Source organism: Streptomyces flavidovirens DSM 40150, from assembly GCF_000429085.1.
Lineage (GTDB): Bacteria > Actinomycetota > Actinomycetes > Streptomycetales > Streptomycetaceae > Streptomyces > Streptomyces flavidovirens.
Genome location: NZ_AUBE01000003.1, coordinates 252020 through 266888 on the forward strand (window position 1 = coordinate 252020; position 14869 = coordinate 266888).

The window sequence follows — 14869 nt, forward strand, 5'->3', positions numbered from 1 at the left end:
GTGTCAGGACTCGACAAGCTGGCGAAGATCCCAGGTGGGGGCAGCTCGGGCCCGGCAAGCCGCATGCGGCAGGATGACGATCCGCGCATCCCTCGGACCACGGGAGAGAATCACTGATGTACCGGGCCCTCACACTGCACGACGTGATCGTCGCCGGAATCGCGGTGGCCGTCGGCATCGCGGCAGGACTGCTCCTGAGAGCGACCCTGCGGTGGCTGGGAGAACGGGCCCGCAGGACGCGGTGGAGCGGGGACGACGTGATCGTCGACGCCCTGCGGACCTTGATCCCGTGGGCGGCGATCGCGGCCGGCGCGGCGGCTGCCGCGGCGGCGCTTCCGCTGACCCCCACGACCGGGCGCAACGTCACCATGACGCTGACCGCCCTGCTCATCCTGGCCGGTACCCTCACGGCGGCCAGGGTGATCGCCAATCTGGTGCGGTCCGTGGCGCAGTCCAGGTCGGGAGTGGCCGGTTCGGCCACCATATTCGTCAACATCACGCGCGTCGTGGTGCTCGCGATGGGTTTCCTCGTCGTACTGCAGACCCTCGGCGTCTCCATCGCACCGCTGCTCACGGCGCTGGGCGTGGGCGGTCTGGCGGTCGCTCTCGCGCTGCAGGACACCCTGGCCAACCTGTTCGCGGGCGTGCACATCCTCGCCGCGAAGACGGTGCAGCCCGGCGACTACATCCGCCTCAGCAGCGGCGAAGAGGGCTATGTCGTCGACATCAACTGGCGCAACACCGTGGTGCGCAACCTGTCGAACAACTTGGTCATCATCCCGAACGCACAGCTCGCCGGCACCAACATGACCAACTTCAGCCAGCCGGAACAGCAGCTTTCGATCATGGTCCAGGTGGGAGTCGGTTACGACAGCGACCTGGAGCACGTCGAGCGCGTGACGACCGAGGTCGTCGAGAACGTGATGACCGAGATCACCGGCGCCGTCCCCGACCACGAACCAGCCGTGCGTTTCCACACGTTCGGAGATTCCAGGATCGGCTTCACGGTGATCCTGGGGGTCGGCGAGTTCAGCGACCAGTACCGGATCAAGCACGAGTTCATCAAGCGCCTGCACCAGCGCTACCGGGCCGAGGGCATCGCGGTCCCCGCGCCCAAGCGGACCGTGACGGTGCAACAGGGCCTGGTTGCGGTGCAACAGGGAGAGGTTCCGGTGCCGATGGCGATCCCGCACCAGCGCGAGGCGACCGAGCCGGTGCTCTAGCGCCCGCCCCCCAGCCGGGCGGACGGCCCAGGAAGTCAGCGCCGCGGGGGCGCCCGCCGGTCCGGCGGGCGCCCCCAGTTGCCTGTGGTGCGGGATCAGACCTGGCCGGCCTTCTCCAGCGCGGTGCAGCAGGTGTCGACGATCAGACGCGTGACGACGTACGGGTCGACGTTCGCGTTCGGGCGGCGGTCCTCGATGTAGCCCTTCTGCTCCTGGCCGACCTGCCACGGGATACGGACCGAGGCGCCACGGTCCGAGACGCCGTAGCTGTACTCGTTCCACGGGGCGGTCTCGTGCAGACCGGTGAGGCGGTCGTCGATGCCCGCGCCGTAGTTCTTGACGTGGTCCATCGGCTTCGAGCCCTCGCCCAGCGACTCGCACGCGGTGATGATCGCGTCGTAACCCTCGCGCATCGCCTTCGTCGAGAAGTTGGTGTGCGCGCCCGCACCGTTCCAGTCGCCCTTGACCGGCTTGGGGTCGAGGGTCGCGGAGACGTTGAAGTCTTCGGCGGTGCGGTAGAGCAGCCAGCGGGCGACCCACAGCTGGTCGGCGACCTCCAGCGGCGCCAGCGGGCCGACCTGGAACTCCCACTGGCCGGGCATGACCTCGGCGTTGATGCCGGAGATGCCCAGGCCGGCGGCGAGGCAGTGGTCGAGGTGCTTCTCGACGATCTCGCGGCCGAAGATCTCGTCCGCGCCGACGCCGCAGTAGTAACCGCCCTGTGCGGCCGGGAAACCGCCCACCGGGAAGCCGAGCGGGCGCGAGCCGTCGAAGAAGGTGTACTCCTGCTCGATGCCGAAGATCGGCTCCTGGCCGGCGAACTGCTCGGCGACCGGACGCAGCAGCGCACGCGTGTTGGACTCGTGCGGCGTCATGTCGATGTTCAGGACCTCGCACATGACGAGGACGTTGTCACCGCCGCGGATCGGGTCCGGGCAGGAGAACACGGGGTTCAGCACGCGGTCGGACGAGTGACCCACGGCCTGGTTGGTGCTGGATCCGTCGAAGCCCCAGATGGGCAGCTCGGCGCCATCGGCCAGTATCTTCGTCTTCGAGCGAAGCTTGGCGGTCGGCTCGGTGCCGTCGATCCAGATGTACTCGGCCTTGAAGGTCACGGACGCCATCCTTTGCGGGTGCTGCTGCGGTGCTGCGGCTTGTGAGGGCAGCTTCGCAAGCGCTGATTTCCCGACCGTTGCCCGATTGTGAACCCCGTGTTACTCAGGTTTCCCGCGCATCACAGGCCCCGAAGCCGGGGTCGTACGGGGCCGTCGAGCCGAGCCGGGGTGCCCGCCGTCGTGTACAACGGCACACTGGCGGACATGACCGAATCGCTGATCAGGCCACGCGTCGGACTTCTCGGCACCGGCCCCTGGGCGGCCGGCACCCAGGCACCGGCGCTCGCGGCGCACCCCGGCGTCGACTTCGCCGGTGTCTGGGGCCGCAGGCCCGAGGCGGCCGCCGCGCTCGCCGCCGCCCACGGCACCACGCCGTACGACGACGTCGACACCCTCTTCGCGGCGTGCGACGCGGTCGCGATCGCACTGCCGCCGGACGTCCAGGCCCCGCTGGCGGTACGGGCGGCGGAGGCCGGGTGCCACCTGCTGCTGGACAAGCCGCTGGCGACGACGGTGACGGGGGCACGGGAGGTCGTCCGGGCGGCCGAGAAGGCGGGCGTGGCGTCGGTGATCTTCTGCACGCTGCGTTTCGCGACGGGCACGACGCAGTGGATCGCCGAACAGGCCGCGGCGGACGGCTGGTTCACGGCGCACGCGCGGTGGCTCGGCGCGCTGTACGCGCCCGGTGCGGACAGTCCGTACGCCGCATCCCCGTGGCGCGGCGAGAAGGGCGCGCTGTGGGACGTGGGGCCGCACGCCCTGTCCGTACTCCTGCCGGTGCTCGGCGACGTTACGTCGACGACCGCGGCGGCGGGCCCCGGAGACACCGCCCACCTCGTACTGCGGCACACCTCGGGCGCGACGAGCACGGTGACGCTCAGCCTGAGCGCCCCGGCGGCCTCGGCGGGTGCGACGGTCGAACTGCGGGGCACGGCGGGCGTGGCCGAACTGCCCGCGTGGGGCGGCGCGGCCGAGTCCTTCGGCGCGGCCGTGGACGCCCTGCTGCACGCCGTACGCACCGGCGAATCCCACCCGTGCGACGCGGCCTTCGGCCTGAGGCTCACCGAGATCCTGGCCGAAGCGGAGTCACAACTGAGCCGCTGAGCCGGCACTGAGCCGCTGAGCCGGCCGGCGTACGCGAAACCTCCCCGCGTACGCCGGCACTGAGCACCCGCTCGGCCTCCTACCCGACGCGCTCGATCCGCGCGTTGCGGATCAGGAACTTGCCGGGCTCCCGCACCTGCTCGAAGGCCGCGTTGTTGAGCAGCGCACAGCTCCCGGACGCCGAAGTCACCTCAACGGTGGTCGACTTGGAGTTGTCGAGGTTCGTGACCCTGAGCTGGGTGCCGACAGGGAACTCCCCGCTGGAGGCGGCAGGCGCCCCGCCCTCACCGGACAGCGTGACGGTGGACCCGGCACACACGACCTCACCGGCCGGCGCCGCGTCACCCGGATCCTGAGCCGGCGGCCGGGTGGCGGCCCCTCCGTCGCCGCCACCCGCTCCCGCATCCGCATCACCACCTTCCTCCGGCGGGGCCGTCACGTCCGCAGGCGGCGCCGCCCCGGCGTCGGGCGGGGCCGCCTCGCCGCACCCGGACGCCGCCTGCTTACGTTTGATCTCCTCGATGACCGCCTCCCGGTTGGCGATCCGCGCGGCCGACTGCGCGTCGGGATGGGCACGCTGCCCGGCGATGAACTGCTCGTTGTTGCTCAGCGCGGTGGCCAGCCCGTCGCAGGCGACCGAGGCCTGACTGGTGCCGGTCATCACCACGGCGGTTCCCGCGACCAGTGCGGCCGCGCCCGCGAGCAGAGCGAGCTTCTTCTTGCGGCTGAGGGTTTTCCTGCGCGACACGTGTGACTCCTGTCCCCGGCCGTGTGCGCCACGACCGCATGGGTTCCGTGTGCCGTTACGTACGAGTAGCAACCCCGTCCGTCTCAATCACCCGAGCAACAACTTCCGCATCAGGCAGGCGGCAACGCCCGGCACAGCGCGTCCAGCGCGCCCGCGTACGCGTGCTCGGCAGGCGTCGAGTACCCCACGACCAGCCCGTCCCGCTCCCCACCACCCGGCCCCCCGCCCCCACTCCCGCTGTCCGGATGCCGGTAATCGGACAGCCCCTCCACCGCCAGCCCCTGCCACGCCGCCGCCTTCACCACCGCCCGCTCGGTGCCGGGCGGCAGTTCCAGCACGGCGTGCAGCCCCGCCGCGATGCCCGTCACGCGCACGTGCGGCGCTCGCTCGGCCAGCACCTCGACCAACCGGTCACGCCTGCGCCGGTGGCGCTGTCGCATCCGGCGCACATGGCGGTCGTACGCACCCGACTCGACGAAGTCCGCCAGCGTCAGCTGCTCCGTCGCGCTCGACCACTGCTCGCGCTCGCCCTTCGCCTCCACGACGCCGTCCATGAGCCGCTCCGGCAGCACCAGCCAGCCGATCCGCAGCGTCGGCGACAGGCTCTTGCTCACCGACCCGATCAGCACCACATGCTCCGGGTCGAGCCCCTGCACCGCACCCACCGGCTGCCGGTCGTAACGGAACTCGCCGTCGTAATCGTCCTCCAGGACCAGCCCGCCCGTCGCCCGCGCCCAGTCCACGACGGCCGCCCGCCGCTCGGGATGCAGCGGCCCCCCGGTCGGGAACTGGTGCGCGGGAGTGAGCAGTACGGTCCCCGGCCCGGCCAGCTCGCCCACCCTGGCCCCGTCCTCGTCGACCCCGACCGGCACGGTACGTACACCTTCGTCCGCCAGCAGCGCGCGGTGGAACGGCAGCCCGTACGCCTCCACCGCCCACGTCCCGCCCACCACCCGGGCCAGCAGCCGCAGCGCGTGCGCGGCACCCGAGCACAGCACGATCCGCCCGGCGTCCGCCCGTACCCCACGCACCCGCGCGAGATACTCCGCGAGCGCCTGCCGCAGCTCCGCCCTGCCCCGCGGATCGCCGGGCCCGAACGCGTCGTGGGGCGCGGCCGTCAGTGCCCGGCGGGCCGAGGCGAGCCAGGCGCCGCGCGGAAAGGCGGCGGGGTCGGGCCTGCCCTGGACGAGGTCGTACGCCGGACGGGAGTCCCGTGCGGGGGTGCGGGGCCGGGGCGCGGGCACGGCCGGAGCGGCCCGCTGGGCGACGCGCGTACCCGACCCCTGCCTGGCCGTCAGCCAGCCCTCCGCGACCAGTTCGGCGTACGCGTCGGCGACCGTATTGCGGGCGAGCCCGAGGTCGGCGGCGAGGGAACGGTACGGAGGCAACCGCGTCCCCGGCGCGAGCCGCCCGCCGCGGATCGCCTCACGCAGCGCCCGCATGAGCACGGCGCGCCGGCTGCCGCCGCCGACGGCGCCGAGCTCCAGATGCAGATCGCTGCCGAGCCCCTCCGCAGAATTGACCCAGGATTCCGCCACTCAAATGCACCCCTTCTCCGGTCGCCTGCGCGGATAAATTCGTACCCATGACGACGACAGAGATCAAGCAGACGCCCGCCACTTCCCCCCGCCTCAACTTCGCCAAGGCCGCCCCCAAGGCGTTCAAGGCCGTGATCGGCCTCGACGCCGCCGCGCGCGAGGGCCTCGACCCGACGCTGGTCGAGCTGGTCCAGACCCGCGCCTCGCACCTCAACCGCTGCGCGTACTGCCTGCACATGCACACCTCCGACGCACGCAAGGCGGGCGAGAGCGAGGAGCGGCTGCACATGGTCGCGGTGTGGAAAGAGGCAGCACACTTCTTCTCCGCCAAGGAGCAGGCGGCCCTGGCCCTCACGGACGCGGTGACACTGGTGGCTGACGCCGGCGTTCCGGACGACGTGTACGCGCGGGCGTCGGCCCACTTCGACGACGAGGAACTGGCCCGGCTCCTCGCCCTGATCTTCGCGATCAACACCTGGAACCGCATCGCACTGGCGACCAGGAAGACGGCGGGCGAGGACGAACGAGTGTCCTGACCTGGAGTGCCCTGACCCGCAACCGCCATCACCCGGAGCCGGTCGACGCCTTCCCCTTCCCCTTCCCCTTCCCCTTCCTCTTGCCCTCCTCGTAGGCCACGACGTTCCCGTTGACGTACGTCAGGAGTTCGGTGGCCTGCTCGGTGAGTTCCGCCTCGCGGGTCTCGGAGCCGTCCGCCCACTGCGCGTTGGAGAAGACCACCGACCGGACCGTCATCAGCCGCCGGAACACCCCGGCGGAACCTGGCGGTACGGTCGGCAGGCCGGCCTCGGGCGGCGGATCGAGCGAGACGACCTGGTAGGTGACCGGGTCCATCGAGACCATCCCGAAGACCGACGCCGCGTCCTCGGCCCGCTTGAGGCTGAGTACGCCCACCGTCACCTGCGAGCGGCGCTCGGCGTCGGTGAACAGCGCGGACGTCAGCTGCAGACAGCCACCGCCCTGCGCGATGATCCCGGCGAGTTCCTGGGACATGCCACGCTCGCACTCGGTGGTGGTGGCCTTGCCGACGTACAGCACCGCACCCACCGCCACGGCGGAGACCACGGCCAGCGCGCCCACCGCGCCGCCGGCTATGAGCCAGGTCCGTCGCCGGGGCGGCGGGGGCGGGGGAGGAAACGGGGGCGGGTAGGAACCGTACGGGCCATGATCACCAAGAGTCATGGCCGCGGAGGGTAGCAGCGAAGTCCCCCCAAGGTCTCGCCGGGCGACAAACGACCCATACCACCCCTCGGACTCCGGTTTCGTCACCGCGACATGGCGTCCCGCACCGCCTCGTCCGTACGCGCCACCACAGCCGTACCGTCCTCAGCGGTGATGATCGGCCGCTGGATCAGCTTCGGATGCTCGGCGAGCGCCGCCACCCACCGGTCCCGCGAACCGGCGTCCCGCGCCCAGTCCTTGAGCCCCAGCTCCTTCGCCGCTGCCTCCTGCGTACGCGTGATGTCCCACGGTTCGAGCCCGAGCCGCTCCAGCACCGCACGGATCTCGTCCTCGGTCGGTACGTCCTCCAGGTAGCGGCGCACGGTGTAGTCGGCGCCCTCCTCGTCCAGCAGCCGCAGCGCGCTGCGGCACTTGGAACACGCGGGATTGATCCAGATCTCCATGGCCACAACCGTACCTCCAGCCACCCGCCAAACACCCGCTGGCCAGGGCCGATTGTCAGTGGCGACCACTAAAATCGAAGGAGTCAAAGAGGGTTCCCGACCGCCCCAGGAGGACGCCCGTGGCCGCAGCCGCACTGCTCTCGATCGCTCCCCAGCCCCTGCCGAAGACCCCACTGCCGGCCGGGCGGCCGCGCGCGTGGTACGAGACGCACAACCGCCGCCTCAAGGCCATGCGCCTGGCCATAGCCCTGCTCGACACCGGCGTGTACCACCCGTCCCAGGCCCCCGACCGCAAGATCCGCACCATCGCCGAGCGCATCGGCATCCACCCCCCGTCGGACACAACCTGCCGCATGGTCCGCACCCTGATCCGCTACGGCCGCTGAACGTAGGCAGCGCGCCGCTGCCCGCAACGGCGAGGGCCGCCCCCCGAATCCCGGATGGCGGCCCTCACGCTGCTGTCGCACGATTTAGAGGTCGAAGTACAGCTCGAACTCGTGCGGGTGCGGGCGGAGCTGGATGGGGGCGATCTCGTTGACGCGCTTGTAGTCGATCCACGTCTCGATCAGGTCGGGGGTGAAGACACCGCCGGCCAGCAGGTAGTCGTGGTCCGCCTCCAGGGCGTCGAGGACGGCCGGGAGCGAGGTCGGGACCTGCTGGACGTTCGCGTGCTCCTCGGGAGCCAGCTCGTACAGGTCCTTGTCGATCGGCTCGGCCGGCTCGATCTTGTTCTTCACGCCGTCCAGGCCGGCCATCAGGAGCGCCGAGAACGCGAGGTACGGGTTCGAGGACGGGTCCGGCGCGCGGAACTCGACGCGCTTGGCCTTCGGGTTCGAGCCCGTGATCGGGATACGCATGGCCGCCGAGCGGTTGCGCTGCGAGTAGACCATGTTGACCGGGGCCTCGAAGCCGGGGACCAGGCGGTGGTACGAGTTCACCGTCGGGTTGGTGAAGGCCAGGAGCGACGGGGCGTGCTTCAGGATGCCGCCGATGTAGTACCGGGCGATGTCCGAGAGGCCCGCGTAGCCCTGCTCGTCGTAGAAGAGCGGGTTGCCGCCGGACCACAGGGACTGGTGGACGTGCATGCCCGAGCCGTTGTCACCGAAGATCGGCTTCGGCATGAAGGTCGCGGTCTTGCCGTTGCGCCAGGCGACGTTCTTCACGACGTACTTGAAGAGCATCAGGTCGTCGGCCGCGGCGAGCAGCGTGTTGAACTTGTAGTTGATCTCGGCCTGGCCGGCCGTGCCGACCTCGTGGTGCTGACGCTCGACCTGGAGGCCGTTCTTGTCCAGCTCCAGGGAGATCTCGGCACGCAGGTCGGCGAAGTGGTCGACCGGCGGGGTGGGGAAGTAGCCACCCTTGTAGCGGACCTTGTAGCCACGGTTGTTCTCGACCGCACCGGTGTTCCAGGCGCCGGCCTCGGAGTCGATGTGGTAGAAGGACTCGTTCGCGGAGGTCTGGAAGCGCACGTTGTCGAACACGTAGAACTCGGCCTCGGGGCCGAAGTACGCCGTGTCGGCGATGCCGGTGGACGTCAGGTACGCCTCGGCCTTCTTCGCCACGTTCCGCGGGTCACGGCTGTACTGCTCGCCCGTGATCGGGTCGTGGATGAAGAAGTTGATGTTGACCGTCTTGTCCTTGCGGAACGGGTCGACGCGGGCGGTCGACAGGTCCGCGCGGAGCGCCATGTCGGACTCGTGGATCGCCTGGAAGCCGCGGATCGAGGACCCGTCGAAGGCCAGCTCCTCGTTCGGGTCGAACGCCGCGGCCGGGATCGTGAAGTGCTGCATCACTCCGGGCAGGTCGCAGAACCGGACGTCGACGAACTTGACGTCTTCGTCGGCGATGAACTTCTTCGCGTCGTCGGCGTTCTGGAACATCCAACTCCTCCTACTCCCACCCGGTGGGGATGGGGTTGCAGCTCTCCGTGCGGCCAGTGCGGTGGCACACGCTGGACCCGACCATAGGCAGACCGGATTTCTCAAGCATGACCCATTTGTTTCGCACAAGTTAACCGGACCGGCTCCGACGCGAGCTCGGAAGGGGCCCGACCTCCAGGGTACGAAAGCGGGCGCAGTACCTTGTACGGGTGGACAACAGGCAAGCAATCGGATCGTGGCTCTCCGGGCCGGGCGAAGCCGCCAAGGAGATGGGTGCCGACACCGGGTACCGGGGCGAGCGGCTCGGACTGCCCGAGCAGGGGCCGGGCGCCATCGCCCCGCCCGGCCGGCGCTTCGGCGCCCTTTTCACCGACTGGGCTCTGTGCATGCTCATCGCATACGGGCTGCTCACGGGTGGTAACTGGCAGGCGTCGGGCAACTGGGCGCTGGGCGTTCTGCTCGTACTGAGCGTGCTCACCGTCGGCACCGTCGGCTCCACTCCGGGCAAGCGCCTCTTCGGCCTGCGCGTCATCGCGGAGAACGGCGGCCGTCTCGGCTTCTTCCGCGTGTTCGTCCGCAGCGTCCTGCTGTGCCTCGCGATCCCGGCGCTGGTCTGGGACCGCGACGGCCGCGGCCTGCACGACCGCCTCGCACGCGCCGTCCAGGTCAGGATCTGACCGTACGGGTGACATGACAGAAGGGCGGTCCGCAACCTCTCGGTTCCGGACCGCCCTTCGACGTGATTCGACGCATATCGTACGAGGTGGAAGGTGGAGGGTCAGCGCATCTTTCCGCCGCGCGGCATCCGCCCGCCCTTGGGCATCGGGCCCTTCGGCAGCGGCATGTTCGACATCAGGTCGCCCATCGCGCGCAACCGGTCGTTGGTCGTCGTCACCTGCGGGCCCGCGAGGACGCGCGGCAGCTTGAGCATCGTCGTGCGCAGCTTCTTCAGCGGCACCTGACCCTCGTCGTTGCCGATGATGATGTCGTGGACCGGTACGTCCACCACGATCCGCGCCATCTTCTTCTTCTCGGACGCCAGCAGCGTCTTGAGCCGGTTCGGGTTGCCCTCGGCCACCAGAACGATGCCGGCCTTGCCGACCGCGCGGTGTACGACGTCCTGGTTGCGGTTCATCGCCACTGCCGGAGTCGTCGACCAGCCGCGGCCCACGTTCTGCAGTACGGAGGCAGCAGCACCCGGCTGTCCCTCCATCTGCCCGAAGGCCGCTCGCTCGGCGCGGCGTCCGAAGACGATCGCCATCGCGAGGAAGGCCAGCAGGAAGCCCAGAATGCCCAGGTAGACCGGGTGATCGATCAAGAAGCCGATCGCGAGGAAGACACCGAAGGTGACGATGCCCACACCCGCGAGAACGAGACCGATCTTCGAGTCGGCCCGCCGGGTCATCTTGTAGGTCAGGGCAATCTGCTTGAGTCGCCCCGGGTTCGCAGTGTCCGCGTTGTCTGCGCGTTCCTTCCTCGCCATGCTGTGAAGTTTACGTTGCCCGCGAGGCCCGTCCGGCCACGGCCTCCAGTACGTGCTGCGCCTCGACCCGGTCCTTGGCCCTGCGCCGGTCTTCGAGCACCGAGGTCCAGGCGTTGCGGCGTGCGGTGCGCTGTCCGCCGCGCATGAGGATGGACTCGACGGCGCGCAGAGCGTCGGTGACGGACGGGATGGCGGTAGCGCGGACGGGCGTCGGGGCCTGCATGGTGTGGGTCCCCCCTTGGAGTGATGACTCGCGAACGGACGGGTGCTGCCGGAGTGCTGCTGTGTGTAAACCCATGGTCACTGATTGGTGTTACCAGCGCATGACCGACCGGTCAAACACCCATGAACCCTTAACGCGTACGGCCGAAACAGCGACGCGGCCCGTACGGGCCCCCTCACCTGCGGGGACTGTACGAGCCGCGTCGTCCAGGCCATTACTGCCCGGTAATCACTTGTGCTGGGATTCACACAGTCGGTGCGGCCGCCAGCTCCTCGCGCCGCTCCATCGCCTGGCCGAACAGCCGGCCCGCGCGGTACGACGAACGGACCAGCGGCCCGGACATCACGCCGGAGTAGCCGATCTCCTCGGCCTCCTCCTTCAGCTCCACGAACTCGTGCGGCTTCACCCAGCGCTCGACGGGGTGGTGGCGCGGCGAGGGGCGCAGGTACTGCGTGATCGTGATGAGCTCGCAACCGGCGTCGTACAGATCCTGGAGCGCCTGGCTGACCTCTTCGCGCTCCTCACCCATGCCCAGGATGAGGTTCGACTTGGTGACCAGACCGGCCTCGCGGGCGCGCGTGATCACTTCGAGGGAACGCTCGTAGCGGAAACCGGGGCGGATGCGCTTGAAGATGCGCGGCACCGTCTCGACGTTGTGGGCCAGGACCTCCGGGCGGGACGAGAAGACCTCGGCCAGCTGCTCGGGGACCGCGTTGAAGTCGGGGATGAGGAGCTCGACCTTCGTACGGCCGGCCTCGCGCTCCGCCGTCATCGCGTGGATCTGGCGCACGGTCTCCGCGTACAGCCAGGCGCCGCCGTCCTCCAGGTCGTCGCGCGCGACGCCCGTGATGGTGGCGTAGTTCAGGTCCATCGTGACGACGGACTCACCCACACGGCGCGGCTCGTCCAGGTCGAGCGCGGCGGGCTTGCCGGTGTCGATCTGGCAGAAGTCGCAGCGCCGGGTGCACTGGTCACCGCCGATGAGGAAGGTGGCCTCGCGGTCCTCCCAGCATTCGTAGATGTTCGGACAGCCGGCCTCCTGGCACACCGTGTGCAGCCCTTCGCCCTTCACGAGCGCCTGCATCTTGGTGTACTCGGGGCCCATCTTCGCCCGGGTCTTGATCCACTCGGGCTTGCGCTCGATGGGGGTCTGGCTGTTCCGGACCTCCAGGCGCAGCATCTTGCGTCCGTCGGGTGCGACTGCGGACACGTCCGGCTCCCTACGACTTCGATTCTTCGGCGCCCACCAGGGTACGCCTGATATTTGTATGGGGATTACGTCTCGCCAACCCATGGCCAGCGGTCCGCATTCCCCGGCGCTAGACGGCGGCCTTCTCGACGGGGCGAGGGGCCGGGTCCGCGTTCTCCAGTACGTCCCGCAGGTGCTTCTCGACGACCGGCAGTACCTCGTCGATGGTCACGTCACGGCCCAGCTCGCCCGCGAGCGAGGCGACGCCCGCGTCGCGGATGCCGCACGGCACGATCCGGTCGAACCAGGTGTTGTCCGGGTTCACGTTCAGCGCGAAGCCGTGCATCGTGACGCCCTTGGCGACGCGGATGCCGATGGCGGCGAGCTTGCGGTCCTCGCGGCGCTGGCCGGCGTTGGACGGGGCGTACTCGGGGCCGTTCATCCGCGGGTCGAACTCCTCGTCCCGCAGTCGCGGGTCGAAGTCCAGGGAGAGCCCGCCGGCCGAAACCGACGGGCGCTGCTCCACGGGATCGCCCAGTACCCAGACGCCGCTGCGGCCCTCTACCCGGCTCGTCTCCACGCCGAAGTCGGCGCAGGTATGGATCAGGGCGTCCTCCAGGCGGCGTACGTGCGCCACCACGTCGACCGGGCGCGGCAGCTTCATGATCGGGTAGCCGACGAGCTGACCGGGTCCGTGCCAGGTGATCTTGCCGCCGCGGTCCACGTCCACGACCGGGGTGCCGTCCAGTGGGCGCTCGCTGTCCTGCGTACGCCGCCCGGCCGTGTAGACCGGCGGGTGCTCAAGGAGCAGACAGGTGTCCGGGACCTCGTCGGCGAACCGTGCCGCGTGCACCTCGCGCTGCTTCTGCCACGCCTCCTGGTACTCGACCGCTTCCTCGCCGAACCCCAGTCGGACAAACCGCAGCTCACTCACGGCAACGCCTCCCTAGAACCAACACCCTGCGCGTTGTGCGCGCCTCAGCCACTGTACGGCCGCGGCGATGGAGGCCACCGGGCAGGTCGTTTTCGTCAGCGTCCCCATAAATCCTCACACGATCGGATGAATGCGGCTCGAAGGTGCCGAGGCGGGCGCCAGGTGTCGCTAAATTCGCGCCGTTCCATGAGGGCTGCTGCCCGGGCGCCCAGAAGGCAGGAGACCGCACAGCTGATGACGGAACGACCCCCGCAGCGCAAGCCCAACCGCCAGCTCGCCGCGCTCATCGCCGAAGCGGGATTCTCCAACGCCGGCCTTGCCCGACGGGTGGACCAGCTCGGCCTGGAGCACGGACTGGATCTGCGGTACGACAAGACCTCGGTGACCCGCTGGCTGCGCGGCCAGCAGCCGCGCGGCACCACGCCGGCGCTGATCGCCGAGGTCTTCACCCGTCGCCTCGGACGGCGGCTGACCGCCCAGGACCTGGGGCTCGACGCCTGCGCGCCCGTCTACGCGGGGCTGGAATACGCCGCCACCCCGGAAGAGGCCGTGGACATCGTCAGCGGGCTGTGGCGCAAGGACGCCGGCAGCCACGCCGAACTGCGCAAGATCGCCTTCACCCCGGCCGGGCTCGTCGTCCCGAGCCGGGACTGGCTGATCGGGCGGGCCGACGACCGGGTCGCCCGCGGTGACCCGCCGCTGATCGGTGTGGGTGCGGGTGTGGGTGTGGGTGTGGGTGCGGGTGCTGGTGGTGGTGCCGGTGCTGGTGCCGGGTCAGGGGTGCGGGTGCCCGCCCAGGGCCGGCCTTCCACCGTGCCCCGCCAGCGGCAGACCGACCGCGGCCCCGGACAACGCGTGTCGTCGGGGGACATCGCGGCGCTGCGCTCGGTCGGCGAGCTGTTCCGGACCCTGGACGACGCCTACGGCGGCGGGCACGCCCGGCAGGCCCTGGTGCGCTATCTGGAGCACGAGACGGAGCCGATGCTGCGGGGTACGTACGGGGAGGCGACGGGCCGGCGGCTCTTCGCGGCCGCCGCCGACCTGACCCGGCTGGCGGGCTGGACGTCGTACGACATCGCCGCGCACGGCCTCGCCCAGCGGTACTTCGTCCAGGCGCTGCGGCTGGCACAGGCGGCGGCCGACCGGCCGTACGGCTCGTACGTGCTGGCCACCATGAGCCGGCAGGCCGTCCATCTGGGGCACGGCCGGGAGGCGGTGCAACTGGCGCGGGTCGCGCAGCAGGGCGTGGGGAGCACGGCGCCGGCCGTCGTGCAGGCGCTGCTGCACTCGGTCGAGGCGCGCGGGCACGGGGTGCTGGGTGAGGTCCGGGCGTGCACGGCCTCGCTCGTACGGGCGGAGCGGGCGATGGAGTCGGCGCGGCCGGGGGACGAGCTGCCGCACTGGGCGCGCTTCTTCGACGAGGCGCAGCTTGCGGACGAGTTCGGGCACTGCCACCGGGACCTTCAGCAGTACCGGGCGGCGGCGCAGCACGCGGAGCGGTCGCTGCAGTTGCGGGCGCCCGGCTATGCGCGCAGCCGGCTGTTCTGCCGGGTGGTGCTGGCGACCGCGCGGCTGGGGCTGGGGGAGCTGGACCAGGCGTGTGCGCTGGGGGCGGAGTCGGCGCAGCAGGCTGCGGAGATGCGGTCGGCTCGGGCGCTGGAGTATGTACGGGACTTCGAGAAACGGCTCGAGCCGTATCGCGATGCGGCTGCGGTTCGCAATTACCGGGACCGGGTGGCGGCCCTGAGCTGAGCCGGGCCCTGGCGGGCGTGGGGGGTGGGTGCGGGTG

General features: G+C 70.3%; 16 protein-coding genes. 6 read left to right on the top strand and 10 right to left on the bottom strand.

Annotation, left to right across the window (positions count from 1 at the left end; genetic code table 11):
• The first annotated feature begins 116 nt into the window (after positions 1–116).
• Positions 117–1223, top strand: coding sequence for a mechanosensitive ion channel family protein (locus G412_RS0106380; protein ID WP_028811337.1), 1107 nt, complete (start codon positions 117–119; stop codon positions 1221–1223).
• Between the two features lie 95 nt (positions 1224–1318).
• Here G412_RS0106380 and glnII read toward each other — a convergent pair whose 3' ends face one another.
• Entirely contained in the window at positions 1319–2338 is a 1020-nt protein-coding gene (gene glnII / locus G412_RS0106385; RefSeq protein WP_028811338.1) for a glutamine synthetase, read from the bottom strand.
• Positions 2339–2542: 204 nt separating this feature from the next.
• On the opposite strand from glnII, the gene G412_RS0106390 reads away from it, so the two are divergent.
• Positions 2543–3442, top strand: coding sequence for a Gfo/Idh/MocA family protein (locus G412_RS0106390; RefSeq protein ID WP_028811339.1), 900 nt, complete (start codon positions 2543–2545; stop codon positions 3440–3442).
• A gap of 79 nt (positions 3443–3521) precedes the next feature.
• Here the strand turns inward: G412_RS0106390 and G412_RS0106395 are convergent, their stop codons facing one another.
• Both G412_RS0106395 and pdxR read right to left on the bottom strand, forming a co-directional pair.
• Positions 3522–4190 (bottom strand): RlpA-like double-psi beta-barrel domain-containing protein, encoded by a 669-nt coding sequence (locus G412_RS0106395; protein ID WP_028811340.1) that lies wholly within the window; start codon positions 4188–4190, stop codon positions 3522–3524.
• Between the two features lie 110 nt (positions 4191–4300).
• Complete coding sequence (gene pdxR / locus G412_RS0106400; RefSeq protein WP_028811341.1) at positions 4301–5728, bottom strand: MocR-like pyridoxine biosynthesis transcription factor PdxR; 1428 nt, start codon at positions 5726–5728, stop codon at positions 4301–4303.
• A gap of 47 nt (positions 5729–5775) precedes the next feature.
• Here pdxR and G412_RS0106405 point away from each other — a divergent pair, with 47 nt between their 5' ends.
• The gene (locus tag G412_RS0106405; protein ID WP_028811342.1) at positions 5776–6264 is read left to right on the top strand and encodes a carboxymuconolactone decarboxylase family protein; all 489 of its coding nucleotides are present in this window, start codon (positions 5776–5778) and stop codon (positions 6262–6264) included.
• A gap of 28 nt (positions 6265–6292) precedes the next feature.
• Here the strand turns inward: G412_RS0106405 and G412_RS33525 are convergent, their stop codons facing one another.
• Both G412_RS33525 and G412_RS0106415 read right to left on the bottom strand, forming a co-directional pair.
• Positions 6293–6928, bottom strand: a complete 636-nt coding sequence (locus tag G412_RS33525; RefSeq protein ID WP_157839066.1) for a hypothetical protein — start codon at positions 6926–6928, stop codon at positions 6293–6295.
• 83 nt (positions 6929–7011) lie between these two features.
• Positions 7012–7371 (bottom strand): arsenate reductase family protein, encoded by a 360-nt coding sequence (locus G412_RS0106415; protein ID WP_028811343.1) that lies wholly within the window; start codon positions 7369–7371, stop codon positions 7012–7014.
• Positions 7372–7490: 119 nt separating this feature from the next.
• On the opposite strand from G412_RS0106415, the gene G412_RS0106420 reads away from it, so the two are divergent.
• A complete protein-coding gene (locus G412_RS0106420; RefSeq protein ID WP_028811344.1) occupies positions 7491–7757 on the top strand; it encodes a hypothetical protein in 267 nt (88 codons plus the stop codon).
• 84 nt (positions 7758–7841) lie between these two features.
• On the opposite strand, the gene glnA is transcribed toward G412_RS0106420, so the two are convergent.
• Positions 7842–9251 carry a type I glutamate--ammonia ligase gene (gene glnA, locus G412_RS0106425; RefSeq protein ID WP_028811345.1) on the bottom strand — a complete coding sequence of 470 codons (1410 nt, stop codon included), beginning with the start codon at positions 9249–9251 and terminating at the stop codon, positions 7842–7844.
• A gap of 209 nt (positions 9252–9460) precedes the next feature.
• Between glnA and G412_RS0106430 the strand changes: the two genes are divergently transcribed.
• Positions 9461–9928 (top strand): RDD family protein, encoded by a 468-nt coding sequence (locus tag G412_RS0106430; RefSeq protein ID WP_037647890.1) that lies wholly within the window; start codon positions 9461–9463, stop codon positions 9926–9928.
• Positions 9929–10029: 101 nt separating this feature from the next.
• Here the strand turns inward: G412_RS0106430 and G412_RS0106435 are convergent, their stop codons facing one another.
• From G412_RS0106435 to lipB, 4 genes are all read right to left on the bottom strand, one after another.
• Positions 10030–10734 carry a DUF4191 domain-containing protein gene (locus tag G412_RS0106435; protein WP_028811347.1) on the bottom strand — a complete coding sequence of 235 codons (705 nt, stop codon included), beginning with the start codon at positions 10732–10734 and terminating at the stop codon, positions 10030–10032.
• Positions 10735–10744: 10 nt separating this feature from the next.
• Positions 10745–10957, bottom strand: coding sequence for an SCO2195 family GlnR-regulated protein (locus G412_RS0106440; RefSeq protein WP_028811348.1), 213 nt, complete (start codon positions 10955–10957; stop codon positions 10745–10747).
• Positions 10958–11201: 244 nt separating this feature from the next.
• Complete coding sequence (gene lipA / locus G412_RS0106445) at positions 11202–12167, bottom strand: lipoyl synthase (protein ID WP_028811349.1); 966 nt, start codon at positions 12165–12167, stop codon at positions 11202–11204.
• A 109-nt stretch (positions 12168–12276) separates the two neighbouring features.
• Positions 12277–13080, bottom strand: coding sequence for a lipoyl(octanoyl) transferase LipB (gene lipB / locus G412_RS0106450; RefSeq protein ID WP_028811350.1), 804 nt, complete (start codon positions 13078–13080; stop codon positions 12277–12279).
• A gap of 234 nt (positions 13081–13314) precedes the next feature.
• On the opposite strand from lipB, the gene G412_RS0106455 reads away from it, so the two are divergent.
• Positions 13315–14832 carry an NsdA family TPR-like regulatory protein gene (locus G412_RS0106455; protein ID WP_028811351.1) on the top strand — a complete coding sequence of 506 codons (1518 nt, stop codon included), beginning with the start codon at positions 13315–13317 and terminating at the stop codon, positions 14830–14832.
• Positions 14833–14869: the final 37 nt, after the last annotated feature.